Genomic DNA, 14,249 nt, shown 5'->3' on the forward strand with positions numbered 1-14,249 from the left:
AACATGGATATCAAGAGTGCGTTGAGCCGTATCGTCGGCCAGTTGGACCTTTCTACTGAAGAAATGCGCGACGTCATGCGCCAGATCATGACCGGCCAGTGCAGCGAAGCGCAGATCGGCGCCTTCCTGATGGGCATGCGCATGAAGAGCGAAAGTATCGACGAGATCGTCGGTGCGGTGTCGGTGATGCGCGAACTGGCCGAAAAGGTCGAACTGCAGAGCCTCGATGGCGTGGTCGATATCGTCGGTACCGGCGGCGATGGCGCCAATATTTTCAACGTATCCACCGCCTCGTCGTTCGTCCTGGCGGCGGCGGGTTGCACCGTGGCCAAGCATGGCAACCGCGCGGTATCGGGCAAGAGCGGCAGTGCCGACCTGCTGGAGGCCGCCGGCATCTACCTGAACCTGACGCCCACCCAAGTGGCCCGTTGCATCGACAGCCTGGGCATCGGCTTCATGTTCGCGCAAAGCCATCACTCGGCCATGAAGCATGCTGCCGGCCCGCGTCGCGACCTGGGGCTGCGTACCCTGTTCAATATGCTCGGCCCGCTTACGAATCCGGCCGGGGTGAAGCACCAGGTGGTCGGTGTATTCGCCCAGACCCTGTGCCGCCCCTTGGCTGAAGTACTGCAGCGCCTTGGCAGCAAGCACGTGCTGGTGGTGCACTCGAAGGACGGCCTGGACGAGTTCAGCCTGGCTGCCCCGACCTTCGTCGCCGAACTGAAGAATGGCGAAATCACAGAATACTGGGTGGAGCCGGAAGACCTCGGCATGAAGAGCCAGAGCCTGCACGGCCTGGCCGTCGAGAACCCGCAGGCTTCGCTGGAGCTGATCCGCGATGCGTTGGGCCGGCGCAAGACCGAAAACGGCCAGAAGGCCGCCGAGATGATCGTGCTCAATGCGGGCGCGGCGCTGTATGCCGCTGACCATGCCATGAGCCTGAAAGCCGGTGTGGAACTGGCCCACGACGTACTGCACACCGGGCTGGCCTGGGAGAAGCTGCAGGAGCTGGGTGCCTTTACTGCAGTATTCAAGGTGGAGAACGAAGCATGAGTGTGCCGACGGTGCTGGAAAGGATCATTGCCCGCAAGTTTCAGGAAGTGGCCGAGCGCAGCGCGCGCGTCAGCCTCGCCGAACTGGAGGGCCTGGCCAAGGCTGCCGACGCCCCGCGTGGCTTTGCCAAGGCCCTCATTGAGCAAGCCGCGCGCAAGCAGCCAGCGGTGATTGCCGAAATCAAGAAGGCCTCGCCGAGCAAAGGCGTGATTCGCGAGCATTTCGTGCCGGCGGAAATCGCCGTCAGCTACGAGAAGGGCGGGGCGACCTGCCTGTCGGTGCTGACCGATGTGGATTACTTCCAGGGGGCCGACGAGTACCTGCAGCAGGCCCGCGCGGCAGTGTCGCTGCCGGTGATTCGCAAGGACTTCATGGTCGACCCGTACCAGATCGTCGAGGCCCGGGCCTTGGGCGCGGACTGTGTGTTGCTGATCGTGTCGGCGCTGGATGACGTGAAGATGGCAGAGCTGGCGGCCACGGCCAAGGGTGTCGGCCTAGACGTGCTGGTGGAAGTGCACGACGGCGATGAGCTGGAGCGCGCGTTGAAAACCCTGGATACTCCGCTGGTGGGGGTGAACAACCGTAACCTGCACACCTTCGAGGTCAGCCTGGAAACCACCCTCGACCTGCTGCCGCGTATTCCGCGTGATCGCCTGGCGATTACCGAGAGCGGCATCTTGAACCGGGCTGATGTGGAGCTGATGGCGATCAACGAAGTCTACTCGTTCCTGGTAGGTGAGGCATTCATGCGCGCCGAGCAGCCAGGGCTGGAACTGCAGCGGTTGTTCTTCCCGGATCAGGTGAAGAAGACTGTTCAGCAACTGGACTGATCGAAACGAAGCCGGCGCTATTGCCGGCTTTTTTGTATGCCTGTAATGGCCATTTCGCGGCTGTCCGACGCTTCGGTAAGCCCGCTCCCACAGGATGATCACTGCCTTTGGGATCTGCGATACCCCTGTGGGAGCGGGTTAACCCGCGAAGAGGCCATCGAAAACAACAACATAGGTGGATCAATGACCGATCAACCCCTGGCCCTGACTGTCGAACAAGGCCTGCACGCCGAACAGGAACTGCTGGCCGCCGTCTGCCGCGGCGAACGCGACAGTGGCGTGCTGTTCTGGCGCCCGACCGACCATGCCCTGGTCATGCCTCGGCGGATGAGCCGTCTGGAAAACTTCGAAGCCGCCTGCTCGGAGCTGGCAATCGCCGGCTGGCCGGTACTGCTGCGCGAAACCGGTGGTGAGCCGGTGCCGCAGTCTCATTCGACGGTGAACGTTGCCCTGGTCTATGTCGCCCCCCGCAGCGAAGGCGACCATGGCCGTATCGAAAATGCCTACGAGCGCCTGTGCCTGCCGCTGTGCGAGGTGTTGCGCGAATGGGGCGGAGTGGCGTCGGTGGGCGAAATCGACGGCGCTTTCTGCGATGGCCGCTACAACGTCAACCTCAATGGCCGCAAGCTGGTAGGCACCGCCCAGCGTTGGCGCCAGGGGCTGGGCGGCAAGCGCCCGGTGGTGCTGGTGCACGGTGCGCTGCTGCTGGACAACGAGCGTGAATCGATGGTGGCGGCGGTCAACCGCTTCAACGAGTGCTGTGAGCTGGAGCAGCGCTGCCGCGCCGACGCGCACATCGCCCTGCACGAAGTGGCGCCTGCAGCCCCATGGTTCGAGCGGCTGTCGCAGGCCTATGCCAAGGTGCTGGCCGACCTGCCCAAGGACTAGCGGGTACCGTAGACCACCATGGTCTTGCCTTTGACCTGCACCAGGCTGCGTTCTTCAAGATCCTTGAGGACGCGGCCGACCATTTCCCGCGAGCAACCGACGATGCGGCCGATTTCCTGGCGAGTGATCTTGATCTGCATGCCATCGGGGTGGGTCATGGCGTCGGGTTGTTTGCACAGCTCCAGCAGGCAACGGGCGACACGCCCGGTAACGTCGAAGAACGCCAGGTCGCCGACCTTGCGCGTGGTGTTGCGCAGGCGCTGTGCCATCTGGCTGCCCAGGGCATAGAGGATTTCCGGGTCCTGGCGCGCCAGTTCGCGAAACTTCTCATAACTGATTTCGGCCACTTCGCATTCGGTCTTGGCGCGTACCCAGGCACTGCGCTGCTGTTCACCCTCGACCGGTTCGAACAGGCCCAGCTCGCCGAAGAAGTCGCCATTGTTGAGATAGGCGATGATCATTTCATGGCCGTCATCGTCCTCGATGAGGATGGTGACCGAACCCTTGATGATGAACGACAGTGTCTCGGCCCGGTCGCCGGCGCAGATGATGTTGCTTTTGGCGGTATAGCGACGGCGCTGGCAGTGCACCAGCAGTTTGTCGATGTTCTTGATCTTGGCGGGTAGGGCGGAAGCAACCATCACGAAATCCTGTTCGATATGACGCAGAGGCTTTTTATAAAGGTTGGCTGGCGGGGCGCGCCAGTCATTTGGCGCCAGCTTATCAGACACTACAGGATGTTTCGGTACTAAACCGACACGACTCGTGCTTTTCCCACGGCCGCACAAGGTCTAAGCTGACACCCTTTTCCGAAAATCAGGAGTCCGGGTAGATGAAGGCACGTATCCAGTGGGCCGGTGAGGCTATGTTCCTCGGCGAATCGGGGAGCGGCCATGTCGTCGTGATGGACGGCCCGCCCGAGGCCGGTGGCCGTAACCTGGGCGTGCGCCCGATGGAAATGCTGTTGCTGGGCCTGGGTGGTTGCAGCAGCTTTGACGTGGTCAGCATTCTGAAGAAGTCGCGCCAGGCGGTGGAAAGCTGCGAGGCGTTCCTGGAGGCCGAGCGTGCCAGCGAAGACCCGAAGGTGTTTACCAAGATCCACATGAACTTCGTGGTGAAGGGGCGTGGGCTGAAGGAGGCCCAGGTCAAGCGTGCGGTAGAGCTGTCGGCGGAGAAGTATTGCTCGGCTTCGATCATGCTCGAGCGTGCCGGGGTTGAGATTACCCACGGGTACGAGATTGTAGAGCTGGGTTGAACAGCAAATTTTGGGGGCTGCGTTGCAGCCCATCGCCGGCAAGCCAGCTCCCACAGGGATAGCACATGGCTTGAGGTCAATGCGGTCGAGGAGGGAGCTGGCTTGCCGGCGATGGGGCGCAGAGCGGCCCCGACAATTTCAGCTGCGAAGCGCCGGCAGCGCAGCACGCACCCATCCCGGCAAACAGCCGCGCATTACCCGGCTCAATCGCTCCCGCCGCTTCTGGTAAACCAGCCCCAGCCCGATAACCCCCAGCCCGATCAGGGTCACCACCACCGGGAACAGCAGCGAGTCGGCAAACACCTCGTACGACAGGTACCCCAGGTAAGCCGCCACGCCCAACGCCCCGAATACCATGAACACCGGCCGACGCAACAGCACCGCCATAGCCATCAGGGCAATATTGATCAGGCAGTACAGGGCCTTGCCCAGCTCGCTGCCGCTGTCCACCAGCGTAAGTCCGCCCCAGAATGCCGCCAGTCCGGCCAGGTAGCCCCAGTGGGCATAGTCTTCGCGGGTGCGGCCGTCCATCCCGACGAACACCACCAGTAACCCGAGCCCGAACCACAGCGAAACCTCGCGGCGCTGGTCCCAGCTGAATGGCGAGCCGAAAAACCATTCGCTCAGGTCCATCGACATGAACCACAAGGCCACGGCAATCGGCATGACGATGAATGGGTAGGGGATCAGCCTCAGCATCAACAGCCCGGCTAGTACCGTGGCTGCTTCCATTGCCAGCCAGCCGCCCTGCACGTAGGTGTAGTACTGGTGATAGTTAGCCTGCGCATCATCCATTGGCCACCAGCCGGCCAGCCGTTCGATGGCGAACACCGCCAATGGCACTATGCTGACCGCGACTGCCGCCAGCACCCCAGCCGCGACCGGCTGAACGCGCCGTTGCAGGTTAATGGCGAACAGCGTGAGCAGCAGGATATAGAGGCTGGCGATGACCAGCAGCGCCCAATCGCCGATGCGCATCCAGGCTTCGGTGAGCAACCAGCCCATTGCTGCCATGATCAGCATCGCGCCGAAGTAGAAAGCGACATGGGCCAGCTGGAAGCTGCCGCGCTGTGCCGGCTGCTGGCGCAGGAAGGCCAGCAGGGCCTGGTCCTGTCCCTGCTGGAGAATGCCGGCTTGCACGGCGCGCGCCAGGTCCTTGGCGTCGAAACGGTCCGTCATGGTGATGCCTTCAGATACGGTAGGTGCTCTTGGTCATGACCTTGGCCAACAGGCTCATGCCAAAGCGAACAGGGGCGGGGAAGCGATAACCGCCGGCTTCCAGTGCAGACTCGGCGTGCTGTTCCTCATCGATACGCATCTGTTCGAGGATGGCCCGGGACTTTTCGTCTTCCTGCGGGATCTGCTCCAGGTGCTCGTCGAGGTGCTTGCACACCTGATGCTCGGTGGCGGCGACGAAGCCCAGGCTGACCTTGTCGCTTACCAGCCCGGCAAGTGCACCGATACCGAACGACATGCCGTAGAACAACGGGTTGAGCACGCTGGGGTGGCTGTTCAGCTGGCGAATGCGCTGTTCGCACCAGGCCAGGTGGTCCACTTCTTCCTCCGCGGCGTGTTCCATGGCCTTGCGCACTTCGGGCAGCTTGGCGGTCAGGGCCTGGCCCTGGTACAGCGCCTGGGCGCAGACTTCGCCGGTGTGGTTGATACGCATCAGCCCGGCAACATGGCGGGCCTGCTGTTCGTCCAGGTCGACGTCCGGCTGGACGATGGCCGGCGATGGACGGGCGGGTTGGCCGCTGAAGGGCAGCAAGGTGCGCATGGCGGTATCGGCCTGCAGCAACAAGCGGTCGAGCGGCGAGTAGTGACGTTCGGTAGCCATCGGGCACCTCCGCAAGAATGTGCCCGACAGTTTACCGCAATAGTGGCAGGGTCGCTTGCCGTGGATCAGCCCGGTGGCCAGTGCATCTGGCGCTGGCCAAGCACGTGCATGTGGATGTGGTAGACGGTCTGGCCGCCTTGCTCGTTGCAGTTCATCACTACGCGGAAACCCTCCTCGCAGCCAAGTTCCTTGGCCAGGCGCTGGGCGGTGAACAAGATGTGACCGGCCAGGCCTTTGTCTTCTTCGGTCAAGTCATTGAGGGTACGGATGTGCTTTTTCGGGATGACCAGAAAATGCACGGGCGCCTGGGGGGCTATATCGTGGAACGCCAGAACCTGGTCGTCCTCGTAGATGATCTTCGCCGGGATTTCCCGGTTGATGATCTTGATGAATAAATCGTCCACAGCACTTGCTCCATGGTGAGGGTCGGGCCGAGTGTACTCAGCCAGGCGCCGCTCGCCCAGTAGCTATTCCATGCCGAGCGGGCAATAACGGCGGTGGATGGCCCCGGCCAGCTTGCGCGCCAGCCAGCGCGGCAGCAGGCGCGGAGCGAACGCCAGCCAGCGGTTGCGCCGGCCGGGCAGGATCAGAGCGCGGTTCTTGTCCAGCGCGCGCACGGTGTACAGCGCCACTTCCTCAGGGCTGAGGCAGCGTGGCTTGCCATCCAGCCGCGGAATGCGCCGGCGCGAGGAGCGCACCGGGCCGGGGCACAGTACCGAAACCTTGATGCCGGTGCGCTTGAGTTCTTCACGCAAGGCTTGGGAGAAGCTCAGCACATAGGCCTTGCTGGCGGCATAGGCGGCCATCCACGGGCCTGGCGCCACCCCGGCCAGGCCGGCGACATTGAGGATTTGCCCGCCGCCCTGTACGGCCATCAAGTTGCCGATGGCGTGGCACAGGCGGCTCAGGGCCAGCACGTTGACTTCCAGAAGGTCCTGCTCGTCGGCCCACTCATGGGCCAGGAATGGCCCGTAGGTGCGCAGGCCGGCACAATTGACCAACAGGTCGATGCGTCGCTCGCCCTCCTCCAGTTCCAGCACGAAGCCCGACAGGCGTAACGGCTGGCTGAGGTCGCAGGCACGGAACAGCACCTCGACACCGAAGCGTTGGGTCAGTTCTAAGGCCACCGGCTCCAGCGTTTCACGCTGGCGTGCCACCAGGATCAGGTTGCGCCCGCGCCGCGCCAGGGCTTCCGCCAGGGCCAGACCCAAGCCGCTGGAAGCACCAGTAATCATGGCGTAACGGGTCATGCTAGGCTCCTGGGGGCTGAAGAGGGCGCCTAGTGTACAGCGTGGTCGGGCAAGGTGTTGCCTTTTGCTAGTGGCTACCGGCGCGCAGGGCCTGGCAGCGCTCCAGTGCGTCCCGGTACTCGTCGTGCAGCCGTTCGATCAGCGCGCTGGCGCTGGGCAGGTCGTCGATACTGCCGACCCCCTGGCCCGCCGACCACACGTTTTTCCAGGCCTTGGCCTCGTCGTCGATCGGCTTGAGCTTGCCTTGCTCGTGGCCACCCTTGAGGGCTTCCATGTCATAGCCAGCCTGCTCCAGGCTTGGGCGCAGGAAGCTGGCAGGGACGCCGGACACCGCCGGGGTATGGATGATGTCGGCGGCATGGGAATCGAGCAGCATCTGCTTGTAGGCGCCCGGGGCCTGGCTTTCTGCGGTGGCGATGAAGCGGGTGCCCATGTACGCAAGGTCCGCACCCAGCATTTGCGCGGCGAGGATCTCGTGGCCGTGGTTGAGGCAGCCTGCCAGCAGCAGGGTCTTGTCGAAGAACTGGCGGATCTCCGCGGCCAGGGCGAACGGGCTCCAGGTGCCCGCATGGCCGCCTGCGCCAGCAGCGACGGCGATCAAGCCATCGACACCGGCTTCGGCGGCTTTCTCGGCATGGCGGCGGGTGGTGACGTCGTGGAACACCAGGCCGCCGTAGCCATGCACGGCATCGACCACTTCCTTCACCGCGCCGAGGCTGGTGATGACGATCGGTACGCGGTGTTCCACGCACAACGCCAGGTCGGCCTGCAGGCGCGGGTTGGTCGGGTGGACGATCAGGTTGACGGCATAGGGTGCTGGCGCCTGCAGCTGTGCCAGGCCTGCCTCTATTTCCTCCAGCCAGGCCTTGAAGCCGGCGCTGTCGCGCTGGTTCAGGGCCGGGAAGCTACCGACCACACCGCTGGAGCAGCAGGCCAGTACCAGCCTGGGGTTGGAGATCAGGAACATCGGTGCAGCAACCACGGGCAGGCGCAGGCTTTGTTCGAGGGAGGCAGGTAACGACATGGCAAGGCTCCTTGAGCGGGTGGCTATGTCAGAACGGTTTGACCACCACCAGAATTACGATACCCAGCAGGAACAGCACGGGTACTTCGTTGAACCAGCGATAGTAGACGTGGCTGCGGGTGTTGCTACCGCTGGCGAAGCGCTTGCGCTGGGCGCCGCACATGTGATGGTAGATGGTCAGCAGGATGACCAGGGTCAGCTTGGCATGCAGCCAGCCCTGGCTGAGCCAGCCGGGGGTGAGGTAGAGCATCCATGCGCCGAACACGTAGGTTGCGATCATCGCCGGGTTCATGATGCCGCGATACAGCTTGCGCTCCATGGTCACGAAGCGTTCCTGGCTGATGCTGTCCTGGCTTTGGGTGTGGTAGACGAACAGCCGCGGCAGGTAGAACAGGCCGGCGAACCAGCAGACTACGCTGACGATATGCAGCGCTTTGATCCATAGATAAAGCATGGGGGAGTTCCTTCAGGTATTCACGGTCGTCAGATAGTAGTGGTCAAGCGCCCGAAGGGTCACCCGAAGAGTTGTTACAGGCGCCTTGCGCCCCTATTATCGTGCGCTTTCCAGACGGCTCGTTGATAAGGGGCAAGCGTTATGATCAAGGTCGGTATCGTCGGCGGCACGGGTTACACCGGCGTCGAACTGTTGCGTCTGCTGGCACAGCATCCACAGGCCGAAGTGGCGGTCATCACTTCGCGCTCCGAGGCGGGCGTTGCAGTGGCGGACATGTACCCGAACCTGCGCGGCCACTATGACGGACTGGCATTCAGCGTGCCGGACAGCAAGACCTTGGCCGCCTGCGATGTGGTGTTCTTCGCCACCCCGCACGGTGTTGCCCACGCCCTGGCTGGCGAACTGCTGGCGGCAGGTACCAAGGTGATCGACCTGTCCGCCGACTTCCGCCTGCAGGACGCCGCCGAGTGGGGCAAGTGGTACGGCCAGCCGCACGGTGCGCCAGAGCTGCTCAAGGACGCGGTATACGGCCTGCCTGAAGTCAACCGCGAGAAGATTCGCCAGGCACGCCTGATCGCTGTGCCGGGTTGCTACCCGACCGCCACCCAGCTGGGCTTCCTGCCGCTGCTGGAAGCTGGCCTGGCCGACCCGTCTCGCCTGATCGCCGACTGCAAGTCGGGTGTCAGCGGCGCTGGCCGTGGTGCGGCGGTGGGCTCGCTGTTCTGCGAAGCCGGTGAAAGCATGAAAGCCTACGCAGTGAAGGGGCATCGCCACCTGCCAGAAATCAGCCAGGGCCTGCGCCAGGCCGCTGGCAAGGATATCGGCCTGACTTTCGTGCCGCACCTGACGCCAATGATCCGTGGAATCCACGCCACCCTGTACGCTACTGTCGCCGACACTTCGGTCGACCTGCAGGCGCTGTTCGAGAAGCGTTACGCCAATGAACCGTTCGTCGACGTGATGCCGGCTGGCAGCCACCCGGAAACCCGCAGTGTGCGCGGCGCCAACGTCTGCCGCATCGCCGTTCATCGCCCGCAAGGTGGTGACCTGGTGGTGGTGCTGTCGGTGATCGACAACCTGGTCAAGGGTGCGTCCGGTCAGGCGGTGCAGAACCTTAACATCCTGTTCGGCCTGGACGAGCGCATGGGCTTGTCCCACGCGGGCCTGCTGCCGTAAGCCGCCAGCGTTCGAAAAGGCCCGCGTCATGCGGGCCTTTTTGTAGGTCGCTACTAAAGCCGCACAATTCTTGACCGATTTTCTCGGGAAAGCGGATAATGCGCGTCATCGAGTTTTATGGCGGCTACCACGCCGGGAGAATCAACATGAGCGTCGAAACCTTCACCCCTACCGCTTTGGAATTCACCCACGGCGCTGCGCAAAAGGTGAAGAACCTGGTTTCCGAGGAAGGCAACGATCGTCTGAAGCTGCGCGTGTTCGTCACCGGTGGCGGCTGCTCGGGCTTCCAGTATGGCTTCACCTTCGATGAGGACGTGGCCGAAGACGACACCATCGTCGAGCGCGAAGGTGTTTCCCTTGTGGTCGACCCGATGAGCTTCCAGTACTTGGCCGGCGCCGAAGTGGATTACCAGGAAGGCTTGGAAGGCTCGCGCTTCGTGATCAAGAACCCGAACGCTGCTACCACCTGTGGCTGCGGCTCCTCGTTCTCGATCTGAGGCCTGGCCATACGAAAACGCCGCGCAATTGCGCGGCGTTTTGCTTTCTGGCGTAACGTTCAGGCCGGGTATATTGCGCCGAGTACGCGCAGGCCTTTGGCTGCTGTCACGCTAGGACGATTGGCAGCGATGCCTTCCAGGCAACAGTGGGCCAGCCAGGCGAAGGCCATGGCTTCGACCCAGTCCGGGTCCACGCCATGGGCGCCGGTGCTGGCGACACGGGCGCCGGGGAGCAACTGGCCGAGGCGTGTCATAAGGGCGCCGTTGCGCGCACCGCCACCGCAGACCAGCAGCGTTTCGGTGCCTTGCTGGGCGTTGCGCAACGAGTCGATGATGCTGCGTGCGGTCAGTTCCAGCAATGTTGCCTGTACGTCCTCGTCGCGGTAAGCGGGTAGGCGGGCCAGGTGACCATCCAGCCAGGGTAGGTTGAATACTTCGCGGCCGGTGCTCTTCGGGCCGCTGCCCGCGAAGAACGGGTCGGCCAGCAGTGCGCTGAGCAAGTCGGCCTGCACCACGCCCGAGGCAGCCCAGGCCCCATCCGCATCGTAGGCCTGGCCGCGCTTGCGCTCGATCCAGGCATCCAGCAGCACGTTGCCCGGGCCGCAGTCGAAGCCGTGGACTGGCTTGTCGTATTCGATCAGGCTGAGGTTGCTGAAACCGCCCACGTTGAGAATGGCCAGGCGCTGGCCCAGGTGGCTGAACAGGGTTTCATGGAAGGCAGGCACCAGTGGCGCTCCTTGTCCACCGGCCGCCACATCGCGACGGCGGAAGTCGGCGACCACGCTGATACCGGTAAGCTCGGCCAGCAGCGCCGGGTTGCCGATCTGCACGGTAAAGCCGCGTGCAGGTTCGTGGCGGATGGTCTGGCCGTGGCTACCGATGGCGCGGATGGCTCCGGCCTGCAGCCCCTGCCTGGCCAGCAGTTGGCGGATGCCTTCACCTGCCAGGTTGGCCCAGCGGTTTTCTGCCAGCGCAGCGCGGGCGATTTCGTCAGGGCCGCTGCTGCAAAGGCTCAGCAACTCCTGGCGTAGGTCGCCGGGCATGGGGAGGTAGTGGGTGGCGAGCAGTTCGAGCTGCTCGCCTTGTTCGATCAAGGCAATGTCCAGGCCATCGAGGCTGGTGCCGGACATTACCCCCAGGTAGAGCGCCATGGGCTTAGCGCTTGTTCGCTGCGAGCAGGGTGGCCTTTTCCTGATCCATGCGGGCGATCAGGGGTTGGCTCTGCTGCAGGAAGCGCTGGCGCTCGTTTCTGGCGATCGGGTCGGCCATCGGCACTTTCTGGCTCAGCGGGTCGACGTGCACACCGTTGACCTGGAACTCGTAGTGCAGGTGCGGGCCGGTGGACAGGCCGGTGGTGCCGATATAGCCGATGATCTGGCCCTGCTTGACCGAGCCGCCGGTCTTGATGCCCTTGGCAAAGCCCTGCATGTGGCCGTACAGCGTCTTGTAGCGGTTGCCGTGCTGGATGATCACGGTATTGCCGTAACCACCGCGGCGCCCGGCCAGCTCGATGCGGCCATCACCGGCTGCCTTGATCGGAGTGCCACGTGGGGCGGCGTAGTCGACGCCTTTGTGAGCACGGATCTTGTTCAGGATCGGGTGCTTGCGGCCGGCGGAGAAGCGCGAGCTGATGCGGGCGAAGTCGACCGGGGTGCGGATGAAGGCCTTGCGCAGGCTGTTGCCATCGGCGGTGTAGTAGCTGGTGTTGCCCTGCTTGTTGGTATAGCGCACGGCGGTGTAGGTCTTGCCGCGGTTGGTGAAGCGTGCAGACAGGATGTTGCCGGTGCCGACGACCTTGCCGTCCATTACCTTCTGCTCGTAGACCACGTCGAATTCATCGCCTGGGCGAATGTCCTGGGCAAAGTCGATGTCGTATCCCAGCACGCGCGCCATGTCCATGGTCATGCTGTGGGACAGGCCGGCGCGCTGGGCCGAGGCCGAAAGCGAGCTTTTGATAACGCCGTGGGCATAGGCGGTACGTACAACCGGTTTGCTGATTTCGCGGTTGAAGGTATAGCCCTTGTCGGTCTTGGTCAGGCGAATGGTTTCGAGGTTGCTGACCTTGCTGTGCAGGCTGGCCAGCTGGCCGTCCTTGTCGAGCTCGAACTGCAGGACCTGGCCGTGCTTGAGCTGGCTGAACTGCTTGGCCTGCTTGTTGCTGGCCAGCAGGTCGTGCACTGCGTTGCTCGGCAGGCCGACCTTGGCGAACAGGGTGGACAGGGTATCGCCCCGAGCCACGGTGACTTCGCGGTGGCTGGGTTGCTTGGCGGTTTCGACGACCGGTTCGGCGGCAGGGGCTTCCTGCTCGGCCTTCTGGGTCTCGGGGGTGGCCTCTTCGATTTGGGCGAATGGCGAGCCTTGCTCACCGTCTGCCTGCACCAGAGGCGCAGCGCGGGATTCGTCCTTCAACTGCTCGGCAGGGCTCTCCAGCTCGAGATTGAGGGTGGTTTTCTTGGCTTCCACTTCGCTGGAAGGAAACACCAGCAGGGCCAGGCTGAGCAGGGCGGCGATGCCGCTGGCGGCCAACAGATGGCTTTTCGGATAAAGCGGGGGCGCTTTAGGCGGTTCGTTGGTCATGGGCAAGGTGACTTTGAATAAGGTGAAATGGAAAAGATGAATGACATGATGAAGATGAAATAACTGTATAAAATATAACCAAATCCATTTTCACGCAAGGGCGCGTAGACGCCGCAAGCCTGTGCTCGGGTCACATTCCTTTGCGAAACTTGTAATTGACGGCCGATCTTGTATGGTTGGCTCCCCCTGAATCTGAGCCTTGCGGGTTTGTCTATGAAGTCGGTTGAAGAGCAGCTGGCGCTTATCAAGCGCGGTGCGGAAGAAGTACTGGTCGAGTCGGAACTGGTGGAGAAGCTCAAGCGCGGCCAGCCTCTGCGCATCAAGGCCGGCTTCGACCCGACCGCGCCTGACCTGCACCTTGGGCATACGGTGCTGATCAACAAGCTGCGCCAGTTCCAGGACCTGGGGCACCAGGTCATCTTCCTGATCGGTGATTTCACCGGCATGATTGGCGATCCGAGCGGCAAGAGCGCCACTCGCCCACCACTGACCCGCGAGCAGGTGCTGGAAAACGCCGAGACCTACAAGCAGCAGGTGTTCAAGATCCTCGACCCGGCCAAGACCGAGGTCGCGTTCAACTCCACCTGGATGGACAAGCTGACCCCGGCCGACTTCATTCGTCTGGCGTCGCAGTACACCGTGGCGCGCATGCTCGAGCGTGATGACTTCGACAAGCGCTACACCACCAACCAGCCTATTGCCATCCACGAGTTCCTGTACCCGCTGGTGCAGGGTTATGACTCGGTGGCGCTGAAGGCGGATGTCGAGCTGGGTGGTACTGACCAGAAGTTCAACCTGCTGATGGGGCGTGAGCTGCAGCGCGCCTATGGCCAGGAAGCGCAGAACATCGTGACCATGCCGCTGCTCGAAGGGCTCGACGGCGTGAAGAAGATGTCCAAGTCGCTGGGTAACTATGTAGGTATCCAGGAAGCGCCGGGGGTGATGTACAGCAAGCTGGTGTCGATCCCGGATACCCTGATGTGGCGCTACTTCGAACTGCTGAGCTTCCGTTCGATGGAAGAGATCGAGCAGTTCCGTGCCGACGTCGCCAATGGTGCCAACCCACGCGACATCAAGATCAAGCTGGCGGAAGAGATCGTTGCGCGCTTCCATGGCGAGGAGGCTGCGGCCAATGCTCACCGTGCCGCGGGTAACCGTATGAAGGAAGGCGAGCTGCCGGAAGATCTGCCGGAAATCGAAGTGGCTGCGGGCGAAAGCCTGCCGATTGCTGCCGTACTGAACCGGGCTGGCCTGGTGAAGAACTCGGCGCAGGCGCGGGACTTGTTGAGTGGTGGTGCGGTCAAGGTTGATGGTGCGGTGGTTGATCGTGACTTCATGTTTGCGCTGGGTGCTACCCATGTGTGCCAGGCGGGCAAGAAGTCGTTTGCCCGGGTTACCCTCAAGGCTG

Annotated in this window: 16 protein-coding genes (1 of these 16 running past the window's edge); 7 read left to right on the forward strand and 9 right to left on the reverse strand. The window is 63.0% G+C overall.

Annotation, left to right across the window (positions count from 1 at the left end):
- The first annotated feature begins 3 nt into the window (after positions 1 to 3).
- The 3 genes from trpD to V3314_RS05885 all read left to right on the forward strand — a co-directional run bounded on the left by trpD (position 4) and on the right by V3314_RS05885 (position 2,771).
- The gene (gene trpD, locus V3314_RS05875) at positions 4 to 1,053 is read left to right on the forward strand and encodes an anthranilate phosphoribosyltransferase (RefSeq protein WP_046614404.1); all 1,050 of its coding nucleotides are present in this window, start codon (positions 4 to 6) and stop codon (positions 1,051 to 1,053) included.
- Positions 1,050 to 1,883 (forward strand): indole-3-glycerol phosphate synthase TrpC, encoded by an 834-nt coding sequence (gene trpC, locus V3314_RS05880; RefSeq protein WP_046614403.1) that lies wholly within the window; start codon positions 1,050 to 1,052, stop codon positions 1,881 to 1,883. The genes trpD and trpC overlap by 4 nt, the downstream gene beginning before the upstream one ends.
- A gap of 183 nt (positions 1,884 to 2,066) precedes the next feature.
- A complete protein-coding gene (locus V3314_RS05885; RefSeq protein WP_046614402.1) occupies positions 2,067 to 2,771 on the forward strand; it encodes a lipoate--protein ligase family protein in 705 nt (234 codons plus the stop codon).
- On the opposite strand, the gene crp is transcribed toward V3314_RS05885, so the two are convergent.
- Positions 2,768 to 3,412 (reverse strand): cAMP-activated global transcriptional regulator CRP, encoded by a 645-nt coding sequence (crp, locus tag V3314_RS05890; RefSeq protein WP_012270218.1) that lies wholly within the window; start codon positions 3,410 to 3,412, stop codon positions 2,768 to 2,770. The genes V3314_RS05885 and crp overlap by 4 nt on opposite strands.
- Positions 3,413 to 3,603: 191 nt before the next feature.
- Here crp and V3314_RS05895 point away from each other — a divergent pair, with 191 nt between their 5' ends.
- The gene (locus tag V3314_RS05895) at positions 3,604 to 4,026 is read left to right on the forward strand and encodes an OsmC family protein (protein WP_004376171.1); all 423 of its coding nucleotides are present in this window, start codon (positions 3,604 to 3,606) and stop codon (positions 4,024 to 4,026) included.
- A gap of 138 nt (positions 4,027 to 4,164) precedes the next feature.
- On the opposite strand, the gene V3314_RS05900 is transcribed toward V3314_RS05895, so the two are convergent.
- From V3314_RS05900 to hemJ, 6 genes are all read right to left on the reverse strand, one after another.
- Complete coding sequence (locus tag V3314_RS05900; protein WP_046614401.1) at positions 4,165 to 5,205, reverse strand: hypothetical protein; 1,041 nt, start codon at positions 5,203 to 5,205, stop codon at positions 4,165 to 4,167.
- Positions 5,206 to 5,215: 10 nt separating this feature from the next.
- Positions 5,216 to 5,863: a 2-polyprenyl-3-methyl-6-methoxy-1,4-benzoquinone monooxygenase gene (gene coq7, locus V3314_RS05905; RefSeq protein WP_025337477.1), complete on the reverse strand. Its 648-nt coding sequence runs from the start codon at positions 5,861 to 5,863 to the stop codon at positions 5,216 to 5,218.
- 65 nt (positions 5,864 to 5,928) lie between these two features.
- A complete protein-coding gene (locus V3314_RS05910; RefSeq protein ID WP_013970615.1) occupies positions 5,929 to 6,267 on the reverse strand; it encodes a histidine triad nucleotide-binding protein in 339 nt (112 codons plus the stop codon).
- A gap of 63 nt (positions 6,268 to 6,330) precedes the next feature.
- Entirely contained in the window at positions 6,331 to 7,113 is a 783-nt protein-coding gene (locus V3314_RS05915; protein ID WP_153671257.1) for an SDR family oxidoreductase, read from the reverse strand.
- Positions 7,114 to 7,180: 67 nt separating this feature from the next.
- Entirely contained in the window at positions 7,181 to 8,137 is a 957-nt protein-coding gene (locus V3314_RS05920; protein WP_046614399.1) for a nitronate monooxygenase family protein, read from the reverse strand.
- Positions 8,138 to 8,165: 28 nt separating this feature from the next.
- Positions 8,166 to 8,591: a protoporphyrinogen oxidase HemJ gene (hemJ, locus tag V3314_RS05925; RefSeq protein ID WP_046614398.1), complete on the reverse strand. Its 426-nt coding sequence runs from the start codon at positions 8,589 to 8,591 to the stop codon at positions 8,166 to 8,168.
- A 141-nt stretch (positions 8,592 to 8,732) separates the two neighbouring features.
- Here hemJ and argC point away from each other — a divergent pair, with 141 nt between their 5' ends.
- Positions 8,733 to 9,767, forward strand: a complete 1,035-nt coding sequence (gene argC / locus V3314_RS05930) for an N-acetyl-gamma-glutamyl-phosphate reductase (RefSeq protein ID WP_046614397.1) — start codon at positions 8,733 to 8,735, stop codon at positions 9,765 to 9,767.
- A 146-nt stretch (positions 9,768 to 9,913) separates the two neighbouring features.
- The gene (erpA, locus tag V3314_RS05935) at positions 9,914 to 10,264 is read left to right on the forward strand and encodes an iron-sulfur cluster insertion protein ErpA (RefSeq protein ID WP_015268740.1); all 351 of its coding nucleotides are present in this window, start codon (positions 9,914 to 9,916) and stop codon (positions 10,262 to 10,264) included.
- Between the two features lie 59 nt (positions 10,265 to 10,323).
- Here the strand turns inward: erpA and V3314_RS05940 are convergent, their stop codons facing one another.
- Positions 10,324 to 11,415, reverse strand: a complete 1,092-nt coding sequence (locus tag V3314_RS05940; RefSeq protein ID WP_135001525.1) for an anhydro-N-acetylmuramic acid kinase — start codon at positions 11,413 to 11,415, stop codon at positions 10,324 to 10,326.
- A gap of 4 nt (positions 11,416 to 11,419) precedes the next feature.
- Entirely contained in the window at positions 11,420 to 12,841 is a 1,422-nt protein-coding gene (locus tag V3314_RS05945) for a peptidoglycan DD-metalloendopeptidase family protein (RefSeq protein ID WP_135001526.1), read from the reverse strand.
- A gap of 213 nt (positions 12,842 to 13,054) precedes the next feature.
- Here V3314_RS05945 and tyrS point away from each other — a divergent pair, with 213 nt between their 5' ends.
- On the forward strand, positions 13,055 to 14,249 hold the 5' portion of the coding sequence (gene tyrS / locus V3314_RS05950; RefSeq protein ID WP_025337483.1) for a tyrosine--tRNA ligase. 5 nt of this gene lie beyond the right edge of the window; the window shows 1,195 of its 1,200 coding nt (coding positions 1-1,195); the start codon lies at positions 13,055 to 13,057; the stop codon falls past the right edge of the window.

The sequence above is a fragment of the Pseudomonas sp. TE3-3-F2023 genome (genome assembly GCF_036784815.1).
Lineage (GTDB): Bacteria > Pseudomonadota > Gammaproteobacteria > Pseudomonadales > Pseudomonadaceae > Aquipseudomonas > Aquipseudomonas pudica.

Coding starts and splice junctions, on each gene's coding strand:
- trpD (WP_046614404.1), top strand. CDS start 4: ATGGATATCAAGAGTGCGTTGAGCCGTATCGTCGGCCAGTTGGACCTT.
- trpC (WP_046614403.1), top strand. CDS start 1,050: ATGAGTGTGCCGACGGTGCTGGAAAGGATCATTGCCCGCAAGTTTCAG.
- V3314_RS05885 (WP_046614402.1), top strand. CDS start 2,067: ATGACCGATCAACCCCTGGCCCTGACTGTCGAACAAGGCCTGCACGCC.
- crp (WP_012270218.1), bottom strand. CDS start 3,412: ATGGTTGCTTCCGCCCTACCCGCCAAGATCAAGAACATCGACAAACTG.
- V3314_RS05895 (WP_004376171.1), top strand. CDS start 3,604: ATGAAGGCACGTATCCAGTGGGCCGGTGAGGCTATGTTCCTCGGCGAA.
- V3314_RS05900 (WP_046614401.1), bottom strand. CDS start 5,205: ATGACGGACCGTTTCGACGCCAAGGACCTGGCGCGCGCCGTGCAAGCC.
- coq7 (WP_025337477.1), bottom strand. CDS start 5,863: ATGGCTACCGAACGTCACTACTCGCCGCTCGACCGCTTGTTGCTGCAG.
- V3314_RS05915 (WP_153671257.1), bottom strand. CDS start 7,113: ATGACCCGTTACGCCATGATTACTGGTGCTTCCAGCGGCTTGGGTCTG.
- V3314_RS05920 (WP_046614399.1), bottom strand. CDS start 8,137: ATGTCGTTACCTGCCTCCCTCGAACAAAGCCTGCGCCTGCCCGTGGTT.
- hemJ (WP_046614398.1), bottom strand. CDS start 8,591: ATGCTTTATCTATGGATCAAAGCGCTGCATATCGTCAGCGTAGTCTGC.
- argC (WP_046614397.1), top strand. CDS start 8,733: ATGATCAAGGTCGGTATCGTCGGCGGCACGGGTTACACCGGCGTCGAA.
- erpA (WP_015268740.1), top strand. CDS start 9,914: ATGAGCGTCGAAACCTTCACCCCTACCGCTTTGGAATTCACCCACGGC.
- V3314_RS05940 (WP_135001525.1), bottom strand. CDS start 11,415: ATGGCGCTCTACCTGGGGGTAATGTCCGGCACCAGCCTCGATGGCCTG.
- V3314_RS05945 (WP_135001526.1), bottom strand. CDS start 12,841: ATGACCAACGAACCGCCTAAAGCGCCCCCGCTTTATCCGAAAAGCCAT.